At 64.6% G+C, this 21,205-nt stretch carries 24 protein-coding genes; 12 read left to right on the plus strand and 12 right to left on the minus strand.

Translation table 11 applies throughout. The features are described from left to right. Positions 1–2 precede the first annotated feature (2 nt). Positions 3–899: a ParB/RepB/Spo0J family partition protein gene (locus E8M84_RS01530; protein ID WP_137109413.1), complete on the plus strand. Its 897-nt coding sequence runs from the start codon at positions 3–5 to the stop codon at positions 897–899. On the opposite strand, the gene hemW is transcribed toward E8M84_RS01530, so the two are convergent. From hemW to rph, 3 genes are read right to left on the minus strand one after another with little or no spacing between them, the layout of a single operon-like run. Next, positions 900–2,072: a radical SAM family heme chaperone HemW gene (hemW, locus tag E8M84_RS01535; protein WP_137109414.1), complete on the minus strand. Its 1,173-nt coding sequence runs from the start codon at positions 2,070–2,072 to the stop codon at positions 900–902. Continuing rightward, complete coding sequence (rdgB, locus tag E8M84_RS01540) at positions 2,072–2,677, minus strand: RdgB/HAM1 family non-canonical purine NTP pyrophosphatase (RefSeq protein WP_137109415.1); 606 nt, start codon at positions 2,675–2,677, stop codon at positions 2,072–2,074. Before rdgB ends, hemW begins: the two co-directional genes overlap by 1 nt. Further along, entirely contained in the window at positions 2,677–3,393 is a 717-nt protein-coding gene (gene rph / locus E8M84_RS01545) for a ribonuclease PH (protein WP_137109416.1), read from the minus strand. Before rph ends, rdgB begins: the two co-directional genes overlap by 1 nt. Positions 3,394–3,460: 67 nt before the next feature. On the opposite strand from rph, the gene hrcA reads away from it, so the two are divergent. Both hrcA and E8M84_RS01555 read left to right on the plus strand, forming a co-directional pair. Next, positions 3,461–4,528, plus strand: a complete 1,068-nt coding sequence (gene hrcA, locus E8M84_RS01550; protein ID WP_137109417.1) for a heat-inducible transcriptional repressor HrcA — start codon at positions 3,461–3,463, stop codon at positions 4,526–4,528. A 16-nt stretch (positions 4,529–4,544) separates the two neighbouring features. Continuing rightward, complete coding sequence (locus E8M84_RS01555; RefSeq protein WP_137109418.1) at positions 4,545–5,069, plus strand: nucleotide exchange factor GrpE; 525 nt, start codon at positions 4,545–4,547, stop codon at positions 5,067–5,069. A gap of 84 nt (positions 5,070–5,153) precedes the next feature. On the opposite strand, the gene mutS is transcribed toward E8M84_RS01555, so the two are convergent. The 3 genes from mutS to E8M84_RS01570 all read right to left on the minus strand — a co-directional run bounded on the left by mutS (position 5,154) and on the right by E8M84_RS01570 (position 10,601). Continuing rightward, the gene (gene mutS / locus E8M84_RS01560) at positions 5,154–7,775 is read right to left on the minus strand and encodes a DNA mismatch repair protein MutS (protein WP_137109419.1); all 2,622 of its coding nucleotides are present in this window, start codon (positions 7,773–7,775) and stop codon (positions 5,154–5,156) included. A gap of 472 nt (positions 7,776–8,247) precedes the next feature. Further along, complete coding sequence (hslU, locus tag E8M84_RS01565; RefSeq protein WP_137109420.1) at positions 8,248–9,546, minus strand: ATP-dependent protease ATPase subunit HslU; 1,299 nt, start codon at positions 9,544–9,546, stop codon at positions 8,248–8,250. After that, positions 9,543–10,601, minus strand: coding sequence for a hypothetical protein (locus E8M84_RS01570; protein WP_240790259.1), 1,059 nt, complete (start codon positions 10,599–10,601; stop codon positions 9,543–9,545). The genes hslU and E8M84_RS01570 overlap by 4 nt, the downstream gene beginning before the upstream one ends. A gap of 205 nt (positions 10,602–10,806) precedes the next feature. On the opposite strand from E8M84_RS01570, the gene E8M84_RS01575 reads away from it, so the two are divergent. Further along, positions 10,807–11,085 (plus strand): BrnA antitoxin family protein, encoded by a 279-nt coding sequence (locus tag E8M84_RS01575; RefSeq protein ID WP_137109422.1) that lies wholly within the window; start codon positions 10,807–10,809, stop codon positions 11,083–11,085. Between the two features lie 3 nt (positions 11,086–11,088). Here the strand turns inward: E8M84_RS01575 and hslV are convergent, their stop codons facing one another. Together hslV and rpsO are read right to left on the minus strand one after the other, a co-directional pair. Continuing rightward, positions 11,089–11,655: an ATP-dependent protease subunit HslV gene (gene hslV, locus E8M84_RS01580; RefSeq protein ID WP_137109423.1), complete on the minus strand. Its 567-nt coding sequence runs from the start codon at positions 11,653–11,655 to the stop codon at positions 11,089–11,091. Positions 11,656–11,751: 96 nt separating this feature from the next. Continuing rightward, positions 11,752–12,021, minus strand: coding sequence for a 30S ribosomal protein S15 (rpsO, locus tag E8M84_RS01585; protein WP_137109424.1), 270 nt, complete (start codon positions 12,019–12,021; stop codon positions 11,752–11,754). 342 nt (positions 12,022–12,363) lie between these two features. Between rpsO and E8M84_RS01590 the strand changes: the two genes are divergently transcribed. Further along, positions 12,364–13,344, plus strand: a complete 981-nt coding sequence (locus E8M84_RS01590) for a calcium-binding protein (protein ID WP_137109425.1) — start codon at positions 12,364–12,366, stop codon at positions 13,342–13,344. A gap of 2 nt (positions 13,345–13,346) precedes the next feature. On the opposite strand, the gene E8M84_RS01595 is transcribed toward E8M84_RS01590, so the two are convergent. Continuing rightward, the gene (locus E8M84_RS01595) at positions 13,347–13,847 is read right to left on the minus strand and encodes a DUF1643 domain-containing protein (RefSeq protein WP_137109426.1); all 501 of its coding nucleotides are present in this window, start codon (positions 13,845–13,847) and stop codon (positions 13,347–13,349) included. A 217-nt stretch (positions 13,848–14,064) separates the two neighbouring features. Here E8M84_RS01595 and E8M84_RS01600 point away from each other — a divergent pair, with 217 nt between their 5' ends. The 6 genes from E8M84_RS01600 to E8M84_RS21365 all read left to right on the plus strand — a co-directional run bounded on the left by E8M84_RS01600 (position 14,065) and on the right by E8M84_RS21365 (position 18,249). Then, the gene (locus E8M84_RS01600; protein WP_137109427.1) at positions 14,065–14,589 is read left to right on the plus strand and encodes a DUF1269 domain-containing protein; all 525 of its coding nucleotides are present in this window, start codon (positions 14,065–14,067) and stop codon (positions 14,587–14,589) included. A 48-nt stretch (positions 14,590–14,637) separates the two neighbouring features. Then, entirely contained in the window at positions 14,638–15,405 is a 768-nt protein-coding gene (gene mtgA / locus E8M84_RS01605; RefSeq protein WP_137109428.1) for a monofunctional biosynthetic peptidoglycan transglycosylase, read from the plus strand. Positions 15,406–15,473: 68 nt separating this feature from the next. Further along, positions 15,474–16,151 carry a glutathione S-transferase family protein gene (locus tag E8M84_RS01610; RefSeq protein WP_137109429.1) on the plus strand — a complete coding sequence of 226 codons (678 nt, stop codon included), beginning with the start codon at positions 15,474–15,476 and terminating at the stop codon, positions 16,149–16,151. A 64-nt stretch (positions 16,152–16,215) separates the two neighbouring features. Then, the gene (gene queG, locus E8M84_RS01615; RefSeq protein ID WP_240790322.1) at positions 16,216–17,247 is read left to right on the plus strand and encodes a tRNA epoxyqueuosine(34) reductase QueG; all 1,032 of its coding nucleotides are present in this window, start codon (positions 16,216–16,218) and stop codon (positions 17,245–17,247) included. Beyond that, complete coding sequence (locus tag E8M84_RS01620; protein ID WP_137109431.1) at positions 17,235–17,999, plus strand: SDR family NAD(P)-dependent oxidoreductase; 765 nt, start codon at positions 17,235–17,237, stop codon at positions 17,997–17,999. The genes queG and E8M84_RS01620 overlap by 13 nt, the downstream gene beginning before the upstream one ends. 82 nt (positions 18,000–18,081) lie before the next feature. Further along, positions 18,082–18,249 (plus strand): hypothetical protein, encoded by a 168-nt coding sequence (locus E8M84_RS21365; protein ID WP_170971819.1) that lies wholly within the window; start codon positions 18,082–18,084, stop codon positions 18,247–18,249. Between the two features lie 69 nt (positions 18,250–18,318). Here the strand turns inward: E8M84_RS21365 and E8M84_RS01625 are convergent, their stop codons facing one another. Next, the gene (locus E8M84_RS01625) at positions 18,319–18,750 is read right to left on the minus strand and encodes a MarR family winged helix-turn-helix transcriptional regulator (protein WP_137109432.1); all 432 of its coding nucleotides are present in this window, start codon (positions 18,748–18,750) and stop codon (positions 18,319–18,321) included. A 109-nt stretch (positions 18,751–18,859) separates the two neighbouring features. Between E8M84_RS01625 and E8M84_RS01630 the strand changes: the two genes are divergently transcribed. Then, a complete protein-coding gene (locus E8M84_RS01630; RefSeq protein WP_137109433.1) occupies positions 18,860–19,288 on the plus strand; it encodes an organic hydroperoxide resistance protein in 429 nt (142 codons plus the stop codon). Positions 19,289–19,315: 27 nt separating this feature from the next. On the opposite strand, the gene E8M84_RS01635 is transcribed toward E8M84_RS01630, so the two are convergent. Further along, complete coding sequence (locus E8M84_RS01635; protein WP_137109434.1) at positions 19,316–20,032, minus strand: hypothetical protein; 717 nt, start codon at positions 20,030–20,032, stop codon at positions 19,316–19,318. 198 nt (positions 20,033–20,230) lie between these two features. Further along, positions 20,231–21,097 carry a branched-chain amino acid aminotransferase gene (locus E8M84_RS01640; RefSeq protein WP_137109435.1) on the minus strand — a complete coding sequence of 289 codons (867 nt, stop codon included), beginning with the start codon at positions 21,095–21,097 and terminating at the stop codon, positions 20,231–20,233. Between the last annotated feature and the right edge of the window lie 108 nt (positions 21,098–21,205).

The following is a 21,205-nucleotide window of genomic DNA, read 5'->3' on the forward strand; positions in this document are numbered from 1 at the left end:
GCATGTCGAAAACCGAAAAGAGAGGCCTTGGTCGTGGCTTGTCTGCCCTGATGGCGGATGTTCATTTGGCTGGCCCGGAACACATGGCGGCACCTCGGAAGGCCGAGATGCACCTTCCGGTGGACAAGCTTGAGCCGAACCCACAACAGCCGCGGCTTGATTTCCGGAAGGATGAGCTTGAGTCGCTGGCCGATTCGATTCGGCAGAAGGGCGTGATTCAGCCGCTTATCGTGCGCCGCAAACCGGGCCGTGACCTCTATGAAATCGTCGCTGGAGAGCGTCGCTGGCGCGCTGCACAGATGGCGCAACTGCACGAAGTTCCCGTTGTAGTGCGGGACTTTACCGACACCGAAGTGCTTGAAGTCGCGATCATCGAGAACATCCAGCGGGCGGATCTGAACGCCATCGAAGAGGCGCTCGGCTTTCGTCAACTGATGACCCGATTCGGGCACACGCAGGAGAAACTGGCCGAGGCACTTTCGAAAAGCCGTAGCCACGTCGCGAATCTGTTGCGGCTGCTGACTCTGCCTGACGATGTGCAGGATCTGGTCCGCGACGGGAAGCTGTCGGCGGGGCATGCGCGGGCGCTGATCGGCAGCCCGAAGGCCAGCGAGTTGGCGGCGCAGGTCGCGGCCAAGGGGCTGTCGGTGCGCGAAGTCGAACGGCTGATGAAGGCGCAGGACTCGGTCAAGCCGACGGCGCCGAAGGTTGCCAAGGGATCGGAGAAAGACGCAGACACGCGGGCCTTGGAAGGGGACCTTTCCGCCAACCTGAAGATGCCGGTGCGGATCGAGCATGCCTCGGGTGGGGAAAGCGGAGAACTGGTGATCCGCTATGGTTCGCTGGATGATCTCGACAGGTTGTGCCGTATTCTGTCGCAGCTACCAGATGAAGACTGATTAGCCCGCGCTTTGTCGGTCAGCCAGCAGAGCGCGGAGGATGCCGTTCAGCACCATGACGCCGTGATCGGTCGTTGAAATGCGGTCTCCGTCGCGGGCGAGGAGGCCCAGGGTTTCGACTTCGGCGAGCGCATTTTCGGCGAGCGGTTGCCCGGCGAGGGCAGCGAAGCGTTGAAGAGATGCGCCTTCCCTCAGGCGCAGGGCGAACATCAGGTACTCGGCGGCGCGGTCTTCGGGCGATAGTCTGTCGGTCGTTTCGGCGGAGCCGGGACGGGCGAGGGTGCGGTCAAGCCAGGGGGTTGGCTGACGTTCTGCCTCGGTGGCGAATCGGGCCGAATCAAGGGTGAGTCGGCCGTGGGCGCCGGGACCGATTCCTGCGTAGTCACCCATCCGCCAGTAGATCAGGTTGTGGCGCGATTCGTCTCCGGGGCGGGCGTGATTCGATACCTCGTAGGCGGGGAGTCCGGCGGCCCGGGTGATTTCCTCCGTCAGTTCGAACATGTCGGCGGAGTGATCTTCCTCGGGCAAGCCCTTGAGGAGGTTCTTCGCGTGCATCTGGCCGAAGACGGTGCCATCCTCGATGGTCAGCTGGTAGAGCGAGAGGTGCGAGGTGCCGAAGTCGAGCGCGCGGTGGAGTTCGTCGCGCCAGGCGGCGAGGGTCTGGTTCTGGCGGGCGTAGATCAGGTCGATGGAGACGCGGTCGAAGACGGATTGGGCGATGGCGATGGCCCTTGCGGCCTCACCCACCGTGTGCATCCGGCCCAGGCGGCGGAGGTCTTCGGGGTCAAGGGATTGGATTCCAAGAGAAACCCGGTTGACGCCTGCCTTGGCGTAGCCCTCGAAGCGGGCGGCCTCGACGCTGCCGGGGTTGGCTTCAAGGGTGATTTCGATGTCATTCGCAAGGGTCCAGGTGGCGCGGATGCGGTCGAGGATGCCCTGGACGGTGGTGGCTTCCATCAGCGAGGGGGTGCCGCCGCCGAAGAAGACGGTGTTGAGGATGCGGCCCTGAGTGAGCGCGCCGATGCGGTCGATTTCACGCTCGAAGGCCTGAAGCCATCGGGATTGGTCGATGCGGGCGGCGACGTGGCTGTTGAAGTCGCAGTAGGGGCACTTCGACTGGCAGAAGGGCCAGTGTATATACAGGCCGAAGCCGGCGTGGCGCCAGTCCTCCATCAGGGAAACAGGGCGACGACGAGTTTCTGGAAGGCGTCGGCGCGGTGCGAGAGGCGGTTCTTCTCCCAGCGGTCCATCTCGCCGAAGGTCTGGGTGTAGCCGTCAGGCATGAAGATGGGATCGAAGCCGTGGCCCTGCTCGCCACGTCCGGGCCAGACGAGGCGGCCGGGGGATTTGCCTTCGAAGACAAGGTCTTGGCCATCTGGCGCGGCGAGAACGAGAGTGCAGCAGAATTGGGCGGTGCGGGGTTCGGGGGCGTGCATCGCCTCCAGCTCGCGCCAGACACGCTCCATGCCAACCTTGAAGTCGCGACCTTTTGAAGTGGTGGCCCAGTTGGCGGTAAAGACGCCAGGGGCTCCACCAAGGGCGTCGACGGAAAGACCGGAGTCGTCTGCGAGGGCGATGAGGCCGGAAGCTTTGGCGGCGGCGTGGGCCTTCAGGCGGGCGTTGCCGACGAAGGTGGTTTCAGTTTCCTCGGGCTCGGGGAGGCCAAGGTCTCCGGCGCCCAAGACGGTCACGTCGAAGGGGGCGAGGAGATCGGCGATCTCTTCAAGCTTGCCACAGTTGTGCGTGGCGACGAGAAGGCGATCCCCTCGGTGCAGCATTACAGCCTCAGGGCTGCTCTTTGCGCCGCGACCAGCGCCGCATTGCCCTGGCGGGCGAGGTCGAGGAGGTGGAGGAGTTCGTCTTGGCTGAAGGCGGAACCTTCGGCGGACATCTGGACTTCGATCAGTTTGCCCGCGCCAGTCATGACGAAATTGCCGTCGGTCCCGGCGGCCGAATCCTCAAGGTAATCGAGGTCGAGGACGGGCTGGCCGGCATAGACGCCGCAGGAGACTGCCGAAACGTGATCCAGGATCGGGTCCGAGGTGATGACGCCGGAGGTCAGGAGCTTGTTTACCGCAAGACGCAACGCGACCCAGCCGCCGGTGATCGAGGCGCAGCGGGTGCCTCCGTCGGCCTGGATGACGTCGCAGTCAATGACGATCTGACGCTCGCCAAGGGCCTGCCGGTCCACTCCGGCGCGCAGGGAACGACCGATAAGCCGTTGAATTTCTTGCGTCCGGCCCGACTGCTTGCCTGCTGCCGCCTCACGCCGGGTGCGGGAGTTGGTGGCGCGGGGCAGCATCCCATATTCCGCGGTCACCCAGCCCTGGCCGGTGTTCTTCAGGAAGGGGGGAGCTTTGTCCTCAATGGTGGCGGAACACAGGACATGGGTTTCGCCCATCTTGATCAGGCAAGAGCCCTCGGCATGCTTCATCACGCTGGTTTCGATTGAAACCGCCCGTAGATCGCTTAGTTTTCTGCCTGACGGGCGCATCGCCGAACCTTTCCTTGGGATGCGGCCACATATGCAACCAAGGCCGAAGGATGCAACCCCGATTACCATGACCAGCCAGCCGATCCTGTCCGACATGAACGACCGCACGCGCGAAGTGTTTCGCCGCGTCGTCGAAGGCTATCTGAACTCAGGTGAACCGGTTGGGTCGCGGACGCTGACCCGGACGCTGTCGGAAAAGGTCTCTGCCGCGACGGTGCGGAATGTCATGCAGGATCTGGAATATCTGGGGCTGCTGGACAGCCCGCATGTCTCGGCTGGCAGAATACCGACCCAGGCCGGGCTGCGGATCTTCGTCGACAGCCTGCTGGAGGTCGGCCAAGTTGCGCCGGAGGATCAGGAGAAGATCGACGCCACCCTGGGCGTCAACGACCACGACGTGACGACCCTGCTGGATGAGGTCGGGGCGGCGCTTTCGGTCATCACCCGGGGGGCGAGCGTGGTGCTGGCGCCGAAGCGGGAAGCGGCGATCCGGCATATCGAGTTCGTCAGTCTGGGGCCGGACCGGGCGCTAGTGGTGCTGGTCTTTGCCGACGGGCAGGTGGAAAACCGCATCTTCGTCCCGCCGCCGGGGCAGACGCCGTCGTCGATGCGCGAGGCGGCGAATTTCCTGAACGCGCTGGCCGAGGGGCTGACGCTGTCCGAACTGCGGGCGCGGATCGTCAACGAGATCGCGCAGCGACGGCAGGAGATCGACTCGCTGGCGCGCGAGATGGTGGAAAGCGGCCTCGCCCTGTGGGAAAATGCCGGGGAGCCGTCGGAGCGGCTGATCGTGCGCGGCCGGTCGAACCTGATCGACGGCGTGGCGGATCAGGCAGAGATTGACCGCATCCGGGTGCTGTTCGACGACCTGGAGCGCAAGCGGGACATCGCCGAATTCCTGAACCTGACCGAGGCCGGCGACGGTGTGCGCATTTTTATCGGGTCAGAGAACAAGCTTTTCTCACTTTCCGGTTCAAGTCTGGTGGTTTCTCCCTATATGAACGCGGATCGGAAGATCATCGGCGCGGTGGGCGTCATCGGACCGACTCGGCTGAATTATGGCCGTATCGTCCCGATCGTCGATTACACCGCCCAGCTGGTGGGCCGCCTGGTCAGTGACCGCGGCAAGGGCTGAAGAAGGACGAAGCGCAATGTCGCAGGAAGAACCCACCGCCTCGCAGGTGGAGCTGGAAGAGTTTGAACCGCAAGTGGATGAGCTGGAGGCCCTGAAGGCCGAGCGTGACGAGTTGCGCGACAAGTTCATGCGGGTGCTGGCGGATGCCGAGAACTCGCGCAAGCGGGCCGAGCGGGACCGGAAAGAGGCCGAGATGTATGGTGGCACTCGGTTGGCGCGGGACCTGCTGCCGGTCTACGACAACCTGAACCGGGCGATCCAGGCGATCCCGGAGGAGTCTCGGGCGGCTTCGGCGGCGCTGATCGAGGGCGTCGAGCTGACCCTGCGCGAGTTGACCAACGTGATGACGAAGCACGGGATCACGATGATCTCGCCCGCCGTCGGGGACCAGTTCGACCCGCAGCTGCATCAGGCGATGTTCGAGGCCCCGCTGCCGGGAACCAAGGCCGGGCAGATCATCCAGGTGGCGACGGAAGGCTTCCTGCTGCACGACCGCCTGCTGCGCCCGGCGCAGGTCGGGGTGTCGTCGAACCCCGGTTGATCCTGGACGCACCCCCGGAGAGGGCTGTCTGCCCTCCCCGGACCCCACCCGAGGATATTTCGGGAAGAGAAAGCGAAATTTTAGTTAAGTTTTAGCGGCTTGCTTCAGGTCGTAGATGAGCCGGAGGGCATCCATCGGGGTCAACTCGTCGGGGTGTACCTCCTTCAGAATGTCCTCGACGACTGAGACCTTCTGCTTTTGCGGCGGAGGTGCGGGCGGTGCGGCGCGGAACAGCGGCAGGTCGTCGATCAGCGTGGCCTGCTTGCCGCCCTCGCGGTCGCCCTTTTCCAGCGCGTCGAGCACGACCTTGGCCCGTTCGATGACCGAGGGCGGCAGGCCCGCAAGGCGCGCGACCTGCACACCGTAACTGCGGTCGGCTGCGCCTTCACGGACTTCGTGCAGGAAGATGACCTCGCCTTCCCATTCCTTGACGGTGACGGTGGCGTTCTTCACGCCGGGCAGCTTGCCCGCAAGCGCCGTCATCTCGTGGTAATGCGTGGCGAAGAGGGCGCGGGAGCGGTTGACCTCGTGCAGGTGTTCGAGCGTGGCCCAGGCGATGGAAAGGCCGTCGTAGGTGGCAGTTCCGCGGCCGATTTCGTCCAGGATCACCAGCGCGCGGTCGTCGGCTTGGTTCAGGATGGCGGCGGTTTCGACCATTTCGACCATGAAGGTGGAGCGGCCCCTTGCGAGGTCGTCCGAGGCGCCGACCCGGCTGAAAAGCTGAGAGACGAGGCCGATGCGGGCTGATGTGGCGGGGACGTGGGAGCCTGCCTGGGCCAGGAGCGCAATTAGCGCGTTCTGCCTTAGGAAGGTGGATTTGCCGGCCATGTTGGGGCCGGTCAGCAGCCAGATGGCGGGCGTGTCCTTGTCGGTGAGCGCGCAGTCGTTGGCGACGAAGGGCTGGCCGTCCTTGCGGAGGGCGCGTTCGACGACAGGGTGGCGGCCTGCAGCAATCTGGAAGGCGCGGCTGTCGTCGACCTCGGGCTTGCACCAGCCTTCCTCGGCGGAGAGGTCGGCGAAAGCGGCGGCGAGGTCGATCTCGGCCAGGGCGCGGGCGGCGAGGGCGATGGGGGCGGAGTGGTCGAGGATTTCGGCTTTGAGCGTGGTGTAATGGCGTTTCTCGATTTCGAGGGCGTGGTTGGCGGAGTTGAGGATTCGGGTTTCGAGGTCGGAAAGGGCGAGGGTTGTGAAGCGCACCTGTCCGGCGGTGGTCTGGCGGTGGATGAAAAGCTCCGGCATGGCGCGCATGCGGTCTTCGTGGGTGGTCGTGGTCTCGATGAAATAGCCCAGCACGTTGTTGTGCTTGATCTTCAGGGAGGCGACGCCGGTGGTTTCGATGTAGTCGGCCTGCATCCGGGCGATGACGCCGCGGCCTTCGTCCCGCAGGGCCCGGGTGTCGTCGAGTTCGGGATCGTAGCCGGGGGCGATGTAGCCGCCGTCGCGGGTGAGGAGCGGGGGCTCAGTCACGAGGGCGCGGGTGAGGAGGCCGACGAGTTGGTCGTGGCCGAGGAGGGATTGGGCGGCTTCGGCCAGGAGAGGTGGGGTGTCGGTCAGGAGTTGCGCGATGCGGCCGGCCTGTTCGAGGCCTGCGCGGATGGCGGCCATGTCGCGGGGGCCGTCGCGGTCGAGCGCGAGGCGGGAGAGGGCGCGGTCGATGTCGGGGACGCGGCGCAGCGCCTCGCGGAGCTGGTCGCGGAGGGAGGGAGTTTCGAGGAGGTTGTCGAGGGCGGCCTGGCGTGCGTGGATGATGTGGAGGTCGAGCGAGGGCGAGGAGAGGCGGCGTTCGAGGAGGCGAGCGCCGCCTGCGGTGACGGTGCGGTCGATGGCGGCGAGGAGCGAGCCTTCCCGGCCGCCGGACAGGGCCTGGGTCAGTTCGAGGTTGCGGCGGGTTGCGGCGTCGATCTGCATCGTGCCGCCGAGGGGCTCCTTGACGGGTGGGCGGAGGAGAGGCATCCGACCGCGCTGGGTGAGGTGGAGGTAGTCGATGAGGGCGCCCATCGCGGAGATTTCGGCGCGGTCGAAGGTGCCGAATGCGTCGAGGGAGGCGACGTGGAAGAGGTCGCAGAGGCGGCGCTCGGCGTTGGTGGAGTCGAAGCTGCCGCGGGAGAGGGGGGTGACGGCTGTGGCGTCGATGAGGCGGGTGATGTCGGCCTCGCGCGCTTCGGACAGGAGAAGTTCGCGGGGGGAGATGCGGGCGAGGTCGGGGCCAAGGCGGGTGAGGGAGGAGGGCATCACCCGGAACTCGCCGGTGGAGATGTCGGCCCAGGCGAGGGCGGCCTGGTCGCGGACCTCGGCGAAGGCGGCGAGGAAGTTGTGGCGGCGGGCTTCGAGGAGGGAATCCTCGGTCAGCGTGCCGGGGGTGACGAGGCGGACGACGTCGCGTTTGACGACCGCCTTGGAGCCGCGCTTCTTTGCCTCGGCCGGGTCTTCCAGCTGTTCGGCGATGGCGACGCGGAAGCCTTTCCGGATCAGGGTGAGGAGGTAGCCTTCGGCGGAATGGACCGGGACGCCGCACATGGCGATGGGCTCGCCCAAGTGGAAGCCGCGCTTCGTCAGGGCGATGTCGAGGGCCGCGGCGGCCGCAACGGCGTCGTCGAAGAACATCTCGTAGAAGTCGCCCATCCGGTAGAAGAGGAGCGCGCCGGGGTTCTGGGCCTTGATTTCCAGATACTGCGCCATCATCGGCGTGACGGTGTCTTCGGTCATCGTGCCCCCTTGAGTGCGGGGAGAGTATCGGGTTGCGGGGGGCCGGGGAAGGGGGCTGTCCACGCTGGGCGGTCTGGGGAGAGCGTTTGATTTCAGTGGGTTGGATGTGGGCGTTTACCGGGTGTTAGGAATTTCACAGGCAGCCCCCTCACCCTGACCCTCTCCCCCAAAGGGAGAGGGGACGCGGGTTTCGGCGTGGTGCCTGGCCATTGGCGGCGGGAGGGCGGCAAGGTTTGCTGCCTCAGGCGGGAGTACTTGGGAGATGGGCAAATACGGAGGTCAGGGTGTCCCGTGCGACGGACGGCGTTCCGTAAGGGCAGAGAGGGATGTTCCGACGTGAGCGTACTTGCGGAACGTCGAAGGGCTGGCCGATGCCCAACCTACATCCGTGGATCGGGATTTCCCGTGTAGGGGTTGGATGGTTCCGACCGTGCGGGCGCGTCTGTCGAAGGAAGTCGGGCTGAAGCCCGACCTACAGCACGTATCTTGAGATATCCGCCGAACGGGACAGCGCGCCGATGTTGGTTTCCACGAAAGCGGCGTCCACCGTTACTGATTGCCCGGAGCGGTCTGGGGCGTTGAAGGACAGCTCTTCGAAGACACGTTCCATCACCGTGTAAAGGCGGCGGGCGCCGATGTTTTCGACGCTTCGGTTCACCTCGGCGGCGATGCGGGCCAGGGCGGCGATGCCGTCCGCGGTGAAGGTGACCTGCACCTCCTCGGTCGCCATCAGGGCTGCGTATTGCCGGGTCAGGGCGTTGTCGGTGTCTGTCAGGATGCGGACGAAGTCATCCTCGGTCAGGGGGGCGAGTTCAACGCGGATTGGCAGGCGCCCCTGTAGTTCGGGCAGAAGGTCCGAGGGTTTGGCGATGTGGAACGCGCCGGAGGCGATGAAGAGGATGTGGTCGGTCTTGACCGGGCCATGCTTGGTGCTGACGGTCGTGCCTTCGATCAGCGGCAGAAGGTCGCGCTGGACGCCTTCGCGGCTGACATCGGCCCCACGCGCATCGCTGTGGGCGCAGATCTTGTCGATCTCGTCCAGAAAGACGATGCCGTTTTCCTGCACGGCCTCCAAAGCGGCGGCGCGCACGGCTTCGTCGTCGAGAAGCTTGTCAGCCTCTTGCCCGATCAGCACCTCATAGCTTTGCGCCACGGTCATCCGCTTGCGGGTCGAGCGGCCGCCGAACGCCTTGAACAGGTCCTGCAGGCCCTGCATCTGCTGTTCCATCCCGGGCATGCCAAAGCCCAGGGGCATCGCGGGGGCAGCATCGGCAACGTCGATCTCGATCATGGTGTCGTCAAGCTCGCCGCGTTTCAGTTTGGCGCGGAACATGTCGCGCGTCTGGTCGCGGGCGTCCTTGCCGGCGATGGCGTCGATCACCCGATCCTCGGCGGACTTCTGAGCCTTTGCCTTCACGTCGTCGCGCATCCGGGCGCGGGTGTCGTTGATCGCCACGTCGACCAGATCACGCACGATGGAATCCACGTCGCGGCCGACATAGCCGACCTCGGTGAATTTCGTGGCCTCGACCTTCAGGAAGGGCGCCTTGGCCAGCCGGGCAAGGCGGCGGCTGATCTCGGTCTTGCCGACGCCGGTGGGGCCGATCATCAGGATGTTTTTCGGGTAGACCTCGTCCCGCAGGTCATCACCCAGCTGCTTGCGCCGCCAGCGGTTGCGCAGCGCCACAGCAACCGCGCGCTTTGCCTCGCGCTGGCCGATGATGAAACGGTCAAGCTCGGAGACGATTTCGCGGGGGGTCAGGTCAGTCATTCGGTGGATCCATAGGGCGGCAGGCGGGATTTGCCGGGAAAGTCGGGAAGCAGGCGCATCACGGCGGCGCGCAACTGCACCCACCAGGTGCCGATGGCGGTGATGAACGCCCCAAGCAGGAGAAGGACGAAGATCCAGCTGGTTCCGCCGCCTTCGCCCATCACCCAGCCGATGACGATGGCGATGTAGGCGATGGCGGCAGTGAGGAAGCTGCGGCGGTCGATCACCAGGGCGAGAAGGGCAATCGGGATCAGTGCCACGGCGAGAAGGCCGGTGCCGCCGCCGTTCATAAGGGTGACGGCCACAGTGTTGACCAGCGCGGGCGCGGCAAGGAGGTGGCACCAGAAGGCGGTGGCCGAGTGACGGCCAAGGCGGTGCGGGTCGCGGGTGTCGAACCACATGCCGGTCAGGAAAGCTCCGATCCCGAACAGGAGCGTGGCGGTGGCGAAGGCCGGGCTTTCGCCAAGGTCGAAGAGCGCCTGGTAGCCGCCCGTCCCGACGAGGCCGACAACATTCGCGGCCGAGGCGGTGATCGAATAGACGGCGGCCAGTACGGCGGCACCCGTCAGGAAGGCTGCGAACGGCAGGCGGAAGCGCTGATACCAGGCGACAAGCGCCAGGGCAGAGGCGGAAAAGCCGAGGATCGCGATCATGCGTTCGTCAAGGCCGGTCTGGGCCAGCGCGGTGAAGGTGAAGATCACGATCCCGACGCCGAAGGCGCTGGCGAGGACCATCGAGGGCAGGGTCATCCGGCGCTTGAGCGTGAAGTAGCCGGCCCACCACCAGGCGATGGCGGCACAGGCCAGCGGGACCAGGGTCAGAAGGGCAAAGCCGCCGAAAGCTGCAAGAAGCGCGGCCACTCCGCTGAGCAGGATGACGAGACCGACCGAGATGAAGATTTCCGAGAAGCCGCGAAAGAACTCGAACGGCTCGTCTTCTGACGGAAGGGAGGCGCGCTTGCCCGCGCGGTCGTTTGCAAGGGCCGAAAGCGATGCGGCCTGGGCTTCGCTTAATATCCCGGCAGCAACGCCGGCGCGCAGGTCTTCTGGGGTCATCATCGGCCTTCTTCGGCGGGAAACTGTCAGTGCACAGATAAGGGGTTTGTGGCTGCAAACCAAGTCAGGTAAATTGGTATGTACCCGCAGTATATACGCGCGAAATGTGTAGCTACAGTTCGTATTGATATGCGCTTCGGGTCAGAAGTGACTGTAAAAGAACACGAACCAGAGCAGAAGTGCCAGTCGTCCGAGGGAGTTGTGAATGGTTGACGAAGGTCCGAAACGGCTGAGCATTGCCGAAAAGCGCGCGCTGAGCAGCCCGCTGATGCTGAGCAGCGATGACCAGGTGGAAGAGGTGCTGACCGCAGGGGACTGGACCGACACGGTGCTGCCCGAACAGACGCGGAAGAAGCTGATCTCGCTGCGGGTTGACCCCGAAGTGCTGGAGTTCTTCAAGGCGCAGGGGCCGGGCTACCAGACCCGGATGAACGCCGTCCTGCAAGCCTATATGCAGGTGAAGAAAGAGATGGGTCAGGGCTGAAGGTCAGGCCTTCGGCGGACTGATCCGCTCGACCGTCAGGTTCCCATTTGTATATACGCATATGTCCGCAGCGATCGCCATCGCCTTGCGGGCAACGGTTTCGGCATCGAGGTCGGTGGCCATGAGCCCGCGCGCGGCGGCGAGGGCGAAGTTGCCGCCGGACCCGATGGCGGCGACGTCGTGTTCCGGCTCCAGCACGTCCCCGGCGCCAGTGATGACGAACAAAGCCTTGCCGTCGGTGACGATCAGCATGGCTTCGAGGTTGCGCAGGTATTTGTCCATCCGCCAGTCCTTGGCGAGATCGACGCAGGCGCGGGCCAACTGGCCAGGGGCGGCTTCAAGCTTCTTCTCAAGCCGTTCCAGCAGGGTGAAGGCGTCGGCGGTCGATCCGGCGAACCCGGCGATGACCTCGTGCCCGCCGGGGGTGAGGCGGCGGACCTTGCGGGCGGTGCCCTTGATCACGGTCTGGCCGAGGGAGACCTGGCCGTCGCCTGCGACGACGACCTCGCCCCCGCGGCGGACTGCGAGGATCGTCGTGCCGTGCCAGCCGGGGAATTTGTCGTCAGCCATGATACCCTCCGTTTGCCCCCATATAGTCGCGCGGCACGGGCAATGCAAAACGCCCGCACCTTTCGGTACGGGCGTTCGCGAAACCTTTGGCCGGGATTAGCGGCGCAGGCCGAGGCGGGTGATAAGCGAGGAATACCGCGCTTCGTCCGTCTTTTTCAGGTAGTCCAGCAGCTTGCGGCGCTGGGCGACGAGCATGAGAAGGCCACGACGCGAATGGTTGTCGTTCTTGTGGCCCTTGAAATGCTCGGTCAGGGTGGCGATGCGCGAGGAGAGGATCGCAACCTGGACTTCCGGCGAACCGGTGTCGCCTTCCTTGGTCGCGTATTCCTTGATCAGCTTCGCTTTTTCTTCAACGGTGATCGACATCGGGATCTCCTGTCAAAAGAGTTATGGCGCAAGCCGGGATGTCGTCCAGCAAGGCCCTTGGAGGCTCCGCGTTCAGGCGGATGCGGGCGTATAGGCGGAAATGCCGGGAAAGGAAAGGGGCTTGGGTGGGACGAGATAAACCGGCCTTAACCATGAACGCAAAATCCGGCCACGGACTTGCGAACAGGGCTTTGTCCAAATCCACTGGCGTGGTATTTCTCGACGAGGTTTTCATTCGTTAACAGTTGGTTAACGTATTGGATCCATGGTTGGGCTCAAGTTTGTCCCGGTGTTGTGGAGTGGTCCGGTTTGCTTGCGGTGCTAGGTTTGTTCGGGGCCCTGATGGCCGGCATCGCTGCCGATGCCCTGATGTTCAGTCGGGACGAGGATCGGAATGAACAGGACGATTCCGACCTGCCGCCCGGCCCCGAAGATGATGCTGAAGACAACGGCGATTTGCTCGATGGTATCGTGGGCGAGCCTGGGGTGCCGGTGTCCGACGACACTCCGGATCAGACGGATGACCCTTTGACGCTAAAGGGCGGTGACATTGTCGACAACCTGTCCGGTCAGGGGGGCGACGACGACATCTACGGCTTCGGCGGGTCTGATCTGATCGACGGCCGGGGCGGGGACGACTGGATCGAGGCGGGGGACGGCAACGATGCTGTCTGGGCCGGTGATGGCGACGATTCCGTCTGGGGGGATGAAGGCAATGACAGCCTGATCGGCCAGGCGGGCGATGATGCGCTGACGGGCGGCGCGGGCAACGACAGCCTTGCGGGGTGCGAAGGCGATGACAGCCTGACGGGCGGTGTCGGGACTGACACGCTGCTGGGCGGCGAGGATGATGACTGGCTGGATGGCGGTGACGATAACGACTGGCTCGCGGGTGGAACCGGCAATGACACGCTGATCGGCGGACAGGGCGTGGACGAACTGGACGGCGGCGCGGGTGACGACTGGATGTCCGGTCTGGAAGATGACCCTGACGCGCAACAGGTCGATTTCCTGAACGGCGGCGCGGGGAATGACCAGATCTTTGTCGGCGCCGGGGACTACGCAACCGGCGGCGATGGCGAGGATGACTTCGTCCTTCAGGACTGGCTGGATCAGCCCGAAGTTGCCCATATCGCCGATTATGACCCTGCCGACGATCGGCTGGTCATTGTCTATGACCCGTCGGTGCATTCCGATCCGGTCCTGACGATGGGGCCGGATGACGGCGGGCAAGGCCAGGTGATCTACCTTGATGGCGCAAAGGTCGCGGTCGTGACTGGTGCGCCGGTCGATCTTGCCGATATCCGGCTGGTCACCGCGTAAAGCTACCAGGGCTGGGGTTGCTGGTCATAGCCTACATAGAGCGGATGGCGCGGCTGCTGCTGGCCGGTCAGGCCAAGGTGAAACAGCGGCACGCCGGTCTGCCGCAACAGGTCGGTGACGGCAGCGCCCCGGTCAAGGTGCAGGCCATGATTGCCCCAGGCACACAGGACCGTGTCGGCCCAGGATGCGCTGTCCCGGATGGCGGCGTCATTCGCAGGGCCGACCGGATCGGCCTCGGCCCGCATGACCCAGGGGTCGGTGGCGCGAAAGGCGAAGATGTTCGTCACCCGGAACGCCCCATACCCCAGCGCCACGGCGCGACGCTGACAGCGTTCCACCGTCGGATCATTCTGAACCTCGGTTGCCGTGGACGGATTCAGCATGACAAACAGGGCCTTGGGCCCCTGCCCCCATGTCCGCGTCAGGAGGTAGCGATAGCGTTCGCAATCGGAGTACACCGCCTCGGACACCGTCCCGCCCGTGGAATGACTGCGCGAAATCACTGGTCTGACCTCCCCCTGCTTGCATCGGCGCCGACCGGCGGGTCGCGGCCAGCGGCAGGGAACAGCCCGATCCACAGCGGGTCAAGATCAAATGGTCCCCGAACGGGCAGACTGGTCTGGGCCGGGCCAAAATCGCTTGCGGCGCGGATTCCGCTTGTTGCGGGATTTCGCGGGCGCCTAGATACAGGGGCACCGACCCGAGCATGGAGTGCGTGACGTGTCCGACCTGATCCTTGCCATCTACCGCACGCAGAATGCCGCTTTTGCCGCCGGTCAGGCGCTTGCCGTCTTCCAAAGGGCGGCCGGGACTGAAGCGGAGGATATTGTGGTCGTAACGCGCGATGCGTCGGGCCGGGTCGGGATCAACCAGTCGATCGATCTTGCGACCGGCAACCCGCTTGGCGGTGGACGTTGGGGCGCGATGATCGGCCTTCTGTTTCTGGATCGCCGCAAGCCGCAACCGGGTGCCAAGGGGCTGGCGGCGCAGCTTGGTGCGGTCGGACTGGATGAAAAGTTCCTGCAGGAGGCGACCAAGGCGCTGGGCAAGGGCGGGGCGGCGGTCGGCATGCGGGTCAGGCTTCTTGGCCGTGACCGGGTGGTGGAAAAGCTGACCGGGATGCCCGGCTCCCCGAAGATTCTCTGGACCCGGCTTGATCCGGACACCGAAGACGCGCTGATCGACATGCAGGGTCAAATCCCTGAGGCGGCACTGGATCAGCCCGCCGGACATGACGCGTTCTGAACGACTTCTGGCTTGACGGGCGCGCTGCGGCTGCGTCCATGTGTCTGCATGACCGAGAAATCTGCCAATAGACCCGCGGCAAAGCCGGGCGGGACCGCGCGAAAACGGAAGCCGCGCGTCGAGGCCGCGCCGCCCGCGCCCGTCTCGCGGCTGCACCGGGGCGCAAAGTGGCTGTTGCGTGGTCTTGGTGCGGTTGCGGGCTTCTATGCCGTGCTGATCCTCTTGTTCGCCTTCGTGCCGCCCCCGATCAACCTCTATCAGCTGGGGGAATCCTGGCGGCTGGGCGGGATCGAGAAGGACTGGGTCAGTTGGGAGGAAATTGCCCCGGTGATGGGGCGGTCGGCAGTGGCGGCAGAGGATGCAAACTTCTGCAATCACTGGGGTTTCGACATGGCGGCCATCCGGCAGGCCATCGAGGAGGGCAGCAATCGGGGCGCCTCGACCATCAGCCAGCAGGTGACGAAGAATGTGTTCCTCTGGCACGGTCGCAGCTGGGTGCGGAAAGCGATGGAGGCGATCATGACCCCGGCAGTGGAGCTGGTCTGGTCGAAGCAGCGCATCCTGGAGGTCTATCTGAACGTGGCCGAGTTCGATGAGGGCGTCTTTGGCATCCAGGCGGCGGCGCAGCACCATTTCGGGGTGGATGCCAAGGATCTGTCGGCCCTGCAGGCGGCGCGGCTGGCGGCGGTGTTGCCGGACCCAAAAGGGCGCAGTGCCTCGGAGCCATCAAGCTTTGTCCGCAGCCGGACGCGGGCGATCATCGCGGGGGCGGAAACCATTGCCGCGGACGGAAGATCCGCCTGTTTCGAAGGCTGACGCGGGCCGGGGATTGAATTCCAGCCCCCGGCGCGGCAATGAAGGGGAAGACCGGAGATCTCCGCCCGATGAACCGACCCTCGAACCGTCTGTATCACGTCCCGCTGTCGCCCTTCTGCCGCAAGGTGCGCCTGACGCTGGCGGAAAAGAAGATCGAGGCCGAGCTGGTCGAGGAGCGGTATTGGGAGCCCTCGCCCGATTTCCTGCGCCGCAACCCGGCGGGGAAGGTGCCGATCCTGAAGATGGGCAACCGGGTGATGAGCGAAAGCCAGGCGATCTGCGAATATCTGGAGGAGATCGCGCCGCAAGTGCCGCTGATGCCGAAGGACGCGGATGGCCGGTACGAGGTGCGGCGCCTATGTGCCTGGTTTGACGACAAGTTTCACCACGAGGTGACGTCGAAGCTGTTGTACGAGCGGGTGAACAAGAAGGTCACTGGCCAGGGCTACCCGGATTCGAAGAACGTCAAGCTGGGCTCCACCAGGATCAAGTATCACCTGGACTATATGGCCTGGCTTCTGGACCAGCGGCGCTGGCTGGCGGGGGATGCGATGACGCTGGCGGATTTCACCGCGGCGGCGCATCTGAGCTGCCTGGACTACATCAGCGACGTTGACTGGAACCGACATGCGGTGCTGAAGGACTGGTACGCGAAGATCAAGTCGCGGCCGTCGTTCCGGCCCCTGCTGGCGGACCAGATCTCGGGCTTTCCGCCGGCGCCGCATTATGCCGACCTCGACTTCTGAGGCCGGCGGCGGATCGGGGGCCAACCCCCGAACCCCCGGGATCTTTGCAGAAGAGAAAGACCTTCTGAAGCGCAAGGTGCAGGCGCGGGCCTTGGAGGAAGGGTTCGTGAAAGTGGGCATCTGCCGTCCGGACGCGGTGCCGGAGGCGGCGGGGCGGTTGCGGGCGTTTCTGGATGCCGGGCGGCATGGGCAGATGGGCTGGATGGCCGACCGGGAGGAATGGCGCGGGTCGGCGGCGGCGCTGTGGCCCGAGGCGCGGTCGGTCATCATACTGGCGGAGGCCTACACTCCCGATGGGGACCCGCTGGCGGGACTTGCGCAGCGGGACCGGGGGGTCATCAGTGTCTATGCGCAAGGCAAGGACTACCACGACCTGGTCAAGCGGCGGCTCAAGCGGTTGGGGCGCTGGCTGATCGAACAGGCTGGCGGCGAGATCAAGGTGTTTGTCGATACGGCTCCGGTGATGGAGAAGCCGCTGGCGCAGGCGGCGGGGCTGGGGTGGCAGGGGAAACATACCAACCTTCTGGGCCGCGATCTGGGGAACTGGGTGTTCCTGGGGGCGATCTTCACCACGCTGGAGCTGGAGCCGGATGCGCCGGAAGTCAGCCATTGCGGGACTTGCACGGCCTGCCTGGATATCTGCCCGACACGCGCGTTTCCCGCGCCGTATCAACTGGATGCCCGGCGCTGCATTTCCTATCTGACCATCGAACACAAAGGGCCTGTAGATACAGAGCTGCGGGCCTTTATGGGCAACCGAATCTACGGGTGCGATGACTGTCTGGCGGTCTGCCCCTGGAACAAGTTCGCCGTGGCGGCGCGGGAGATCGGGTATCGTCCGAAGCACGGGTTGCCCGAGCTTGCCGAGTTGGCGGCACTGGACGACGCCGGGTTCCGGGCGCGGTTCGCAGAGTCTCCGATCAAGCGGATCGGGCGCGACAGATTCGTGCGGAATGTGCTTTATGCGATTGGAAACTCGGGCCTGCCGCAGCTTGGCGAGGCGGCGGCGGTTCTGGTTGAGGACGACGACCCGGCGGTTGCGGATGCGGCGCGCTGGGCGGTGGGGCGGCTGAGGGGGGAAGCATGGACCGGCTGAAGGGCAAGACGGCGATCATTTCGGGCGGGGCGACGGGAATGGGCGCAGCCTCGGCCCGGCTGTTCGCGGCAGAGGGCGCGGCGGTCGGAGTGATCGACCGCAATGTGGAGGCCGGGGAGGCGCTGGTGGCCGAGTTGACGGTGGCAGGGCACAAGGCGGCGTTTGCCAAGGCCGACGTGTCGTCGAAGGTTGAGGTCGAGGCGGCGGTGGCGGCGGTGACTGCGGCGCTGGGGCCGGTGAACGTGTTGTTCAACCATGCGGGTACAATTGTCATCAAGCCGTTCCTGGAGACGGAAGAGGCCGATTGGGACTTCCTGTTCGATGTGAACGTCAAGTCGATGTACCTGATGACCCGCGCCGTGCTGCCGCAGATGCTGGCCAACGGCGGGGGGTCGATTGTCTGCACTTCGTCGATCTCGGCGGTCTATGCGACGCCGAACGAGGTGCTGTATGACGCGACGAAAGGGGCGTGCCACATGTTCGCGCGGGCGATTGCGGTGGAGTTTCGGGATCGGGGCATCCGCTGCAACGCGGTCTGCCCGGGGTTCATCCAGACGCCGCATGGCAACCGGGAGGTCGAGGGGCTGATGAAATACGGGGTCGACGTTTCGGACGCGGCGATTGCTGCGGCTCAGGGTCGGATGGGCAAGCCTGAGGACGTGGCGCGGGCGGCGCTGTATCTGGCGTCGGACGATGCCGAGTTCGTCAACGGAGCCCAGTTGTTCGTCGACAACGGATTTTCGGCGGTTTGATGCTGGCGGACAGTGGATCACTGTAGGGAAACCGGCGATTCGGGTGCATGCTGGCGGCAATGCTGAAGCCTGGGAGGATAGCATGAGCCGTCATCTTGCCGATCACCGCGCCCGGACGAGTGGGGGCCGCGTGAAGCATTTTCTGCGACTGTCCCGGACACCCAAGGATACCTGGTTGCGGCCAAGGGGCACCTCGGGTGCGTCCCGGCTGGTGCAGTTCCTGCGGATCGAGCGTGGGCGCAGCGCCTGATCTGTCCACCGTGGACAAAAAGTCCAGTCCAGCAAGATCAAGGACTTGAGAGGGGGCGTTAACGCCCCGTCAAGCTTTCGCCGGTTTCAGCCGGTCGCGCAGCGCGGCAAGGATGTCGCGCAGGTCAGCCAGTTCGGACTGCTGAAGCCCGGTCTTTTCGGCAAAGGCGCGCGGGACCAAGGCGGTCTGCGCTGCCAGGGACCGCCCTGCGTCGGTAAGGCGCAGGCGGACCTGACGCTCATCCCGGGTGTCGCGGCTGCGGGTCAGCCAGCCTGCCGATTCCATCCGCTTGAGCAGTGGGGTCAGCGTGTTCGATTCCAGTCGAAGCTCGGCTCCCAGCTGGCTGACGGTCAGCCCGTCGGTGGCATTGAGCGCCGAGATGGCAAGATATTGCGGATAGGTGAGACCCAGCGGCTGCAAGAGCGGCGCATAGGCCGCATGCACGGCATGGGCAGCGGAATGCAGCGCAAAGCAGAGCATGTCGGACGGCGTGAGGGTCATGAAACATTAATATATCGCGCGCGATATAAAAGCAAGCGCTTGACAGAAGCCCGGGCTGCTGCCACTTAAGCATCGTGCACGATTTAATCGCATTAGAAGGATAGAGAACATGACCGTTGACGTGAAGTACTGGACAGAAGCGAAGGCAACCGGCGGCGGGCGCAATGGCGTTGCCAGCCTGGCGAACGGCCAGCTGACGGTGACCCATGCCAGCCCGAAGGAACTGGGCGGATCCGGTCTTGGTCACAACCCGGAAGAACTGTTCGCGCTGGGCTACAGCGCCTGCTACCTGGGCGCGATGCGCTTTGCAGCGGGCAGCGAGAAGCTGGGCACCGTGCCTGAAACTGCGACCGTGACGGCGCATGTCGGGATCGGCGGGCGGTCAGACGGCGGGTTCGGGCTGAAGGTGAAGCTGGTGGTCAGCATGCCAGGCATCGACCGGGCGGTGGCAGAGAAGATCGCCGAACGCGGCCATTTCATCTGCCCGTATTCGAACGCGACCAAGGGCAACATCGAGGTCGAGACGGAAATCGTCTGATCCGATCAATGAAGCCGGGCCGGCGACCTAAAGGGTCTGTCGGTCCGGGCTGTCATCCAGCCGATCGGCGGTCGAATGGGCGGACACGGCGGGGACACCAGCAAGCGTCAGCGCCACGGCGAAACTGCCGACCAGCATCTCGCCCCCGTCTTCAATCATTCCCAGCGCTTGCCGGGTCAGTGTTCCGAACAGGTCGCCCCCGGTCAGATGGGAAAGGACAGAGTGTATGGCGTCGACTGCAACTCCGACGGTGCCAAGGCACAACACAATCACCAGATAGCGCCAGCTCATCTGCCGCGTCGGCGCATCGGGTCGGGTGAATAGGAAGAACACGATAGCAAGCGTGATCAGCCCCATCGTGCCGAAGACCAGCATCTCACCTACGTCTCTGCCATAGAGAAACGCGCCGTCAGAAATGCTCAACGAGGTCGACACCCATTCGCCCAGGTTCTCGTGCAGCTGGAAGGCGTCATCGGAGAAGATCATTGCGAAGACCAGCGCCCAGAGGGCGGGGGCAAGCCAGCGGTCGCGGATTGCCATCCAGAGCAGCGCCGCGAGGATGACCAGCCATTTGAGGTAGTTGAAATCCTCGGGCGGCTCGCGGTCTTCGGTGATCTTCAGCCACAGGGGGACGTGGTCGATCAATGCCGCATTGACGGCAATCGCAGCCAGCAGGTTGGCCGTGATGAAGGCGCAGTCGACCGCCAAGAGGGCGACCAGCAGGGTCTTGAATGACAGGGTCACAAACGGAAAGGGGCGTTTCACAATGACATCGACACCAAGTGCGGCACGTAACAGGTGTGTCGCGACAAAATGAACGCATCAAGGCAATTGTCTGCCTTTTCGGGGACAATCCCGATTCCGTGAACAGTAGCGCCCGTCCAGAGCCGCAGATGCGGGAGCCTTGCCCCGGCATGGTGCCGGGGACAGGGTCCGCGGGGTTCAGGCGCGCACGAGCCGTTCGTATTCCGTGGCGACGCGCCTGGTCAGGTCGCCCACCTCAAAATTGTAGTCGCCGATCTGGCCCACGGGGGTGACTTCAGCCGCGGTGCCGGTGAGCCAGCACTGCTCAAAGCCTTCCAGCTCCTCGGGCATGATGTGGCGTTCGTGGACCTTGATCTGCATGTCTTTCAGCATGCCGATGACTGTCTGCCGGGTCAGGCCATTCAGGAAGCAGTCGGCCTTGGGGGTGTGAACCTCTCCGTCCTTGACGAAGAAGATGTTGGCGCCGGTCGCCTCGGCCACATAGCCGCGGTAGTCGAACATCATCGCGTCCGAGCAGCCCTTGGCCTGGGCGGCGTGCTTGGACATGGTGCAGATCATGTAGAGGCCGGCGGCCTTGGCCTCGGACGGGATGGTCTCCGGGCTGGGGCGCTTCCACTTCGCGATGTCGAGCTTGGCGCCCTTGAACTTGGCGTCACCGTAATAGCTGCCCCAGGTCCAGCAGGCGACAGCCAGCTTGACCGGGTTCTGCAGCGATGCGACACCCATGTCCGGCCCCGCTCCACGCCAGGCGATGGCACGGATATAGGCGTCGGTCAGACCGTTGGCCTTGAGCGTCGCTTCTTTCGCCGCGTCGATTTCTTCGGCGGTGTAGGGGATCGGCATGTCGAGAAGCTCACCCGATTTCAGCAGACGGACGGAATGTTCGTGGCCCTTGAATATCTTGCCGTTGTAGCAGCGTTCGCCTTCGAAGACGGCAGAGGCGTAGTGGAGCGCGTGGGTCAGGATGTGGACGTTCGCGGAACGCCATTCCACCAGCTTGCCATCCATCCAGATGAACCCGTCGCGATCGTCGTAGCCTGTCATTTCCGCCTCCAGCTTTTCGAATGTTGCGCCTGAAAGGTCCGCTTCGGACAGATTCTTGCGCGAAATCGGACAGGAGTTACGGGTTCGTGCTTGGAAAGTCAACAAGGC

Source organism: Rhodobacter sp. SY28-1 (assembly GCF_005222785.1).
Classification (GTDB): domain Bacteria; phylum Pseudomonadota; class Alphaproteobacteria; order Rhodobacterales; family Rhodobacteraceae; genus Tabrizicola.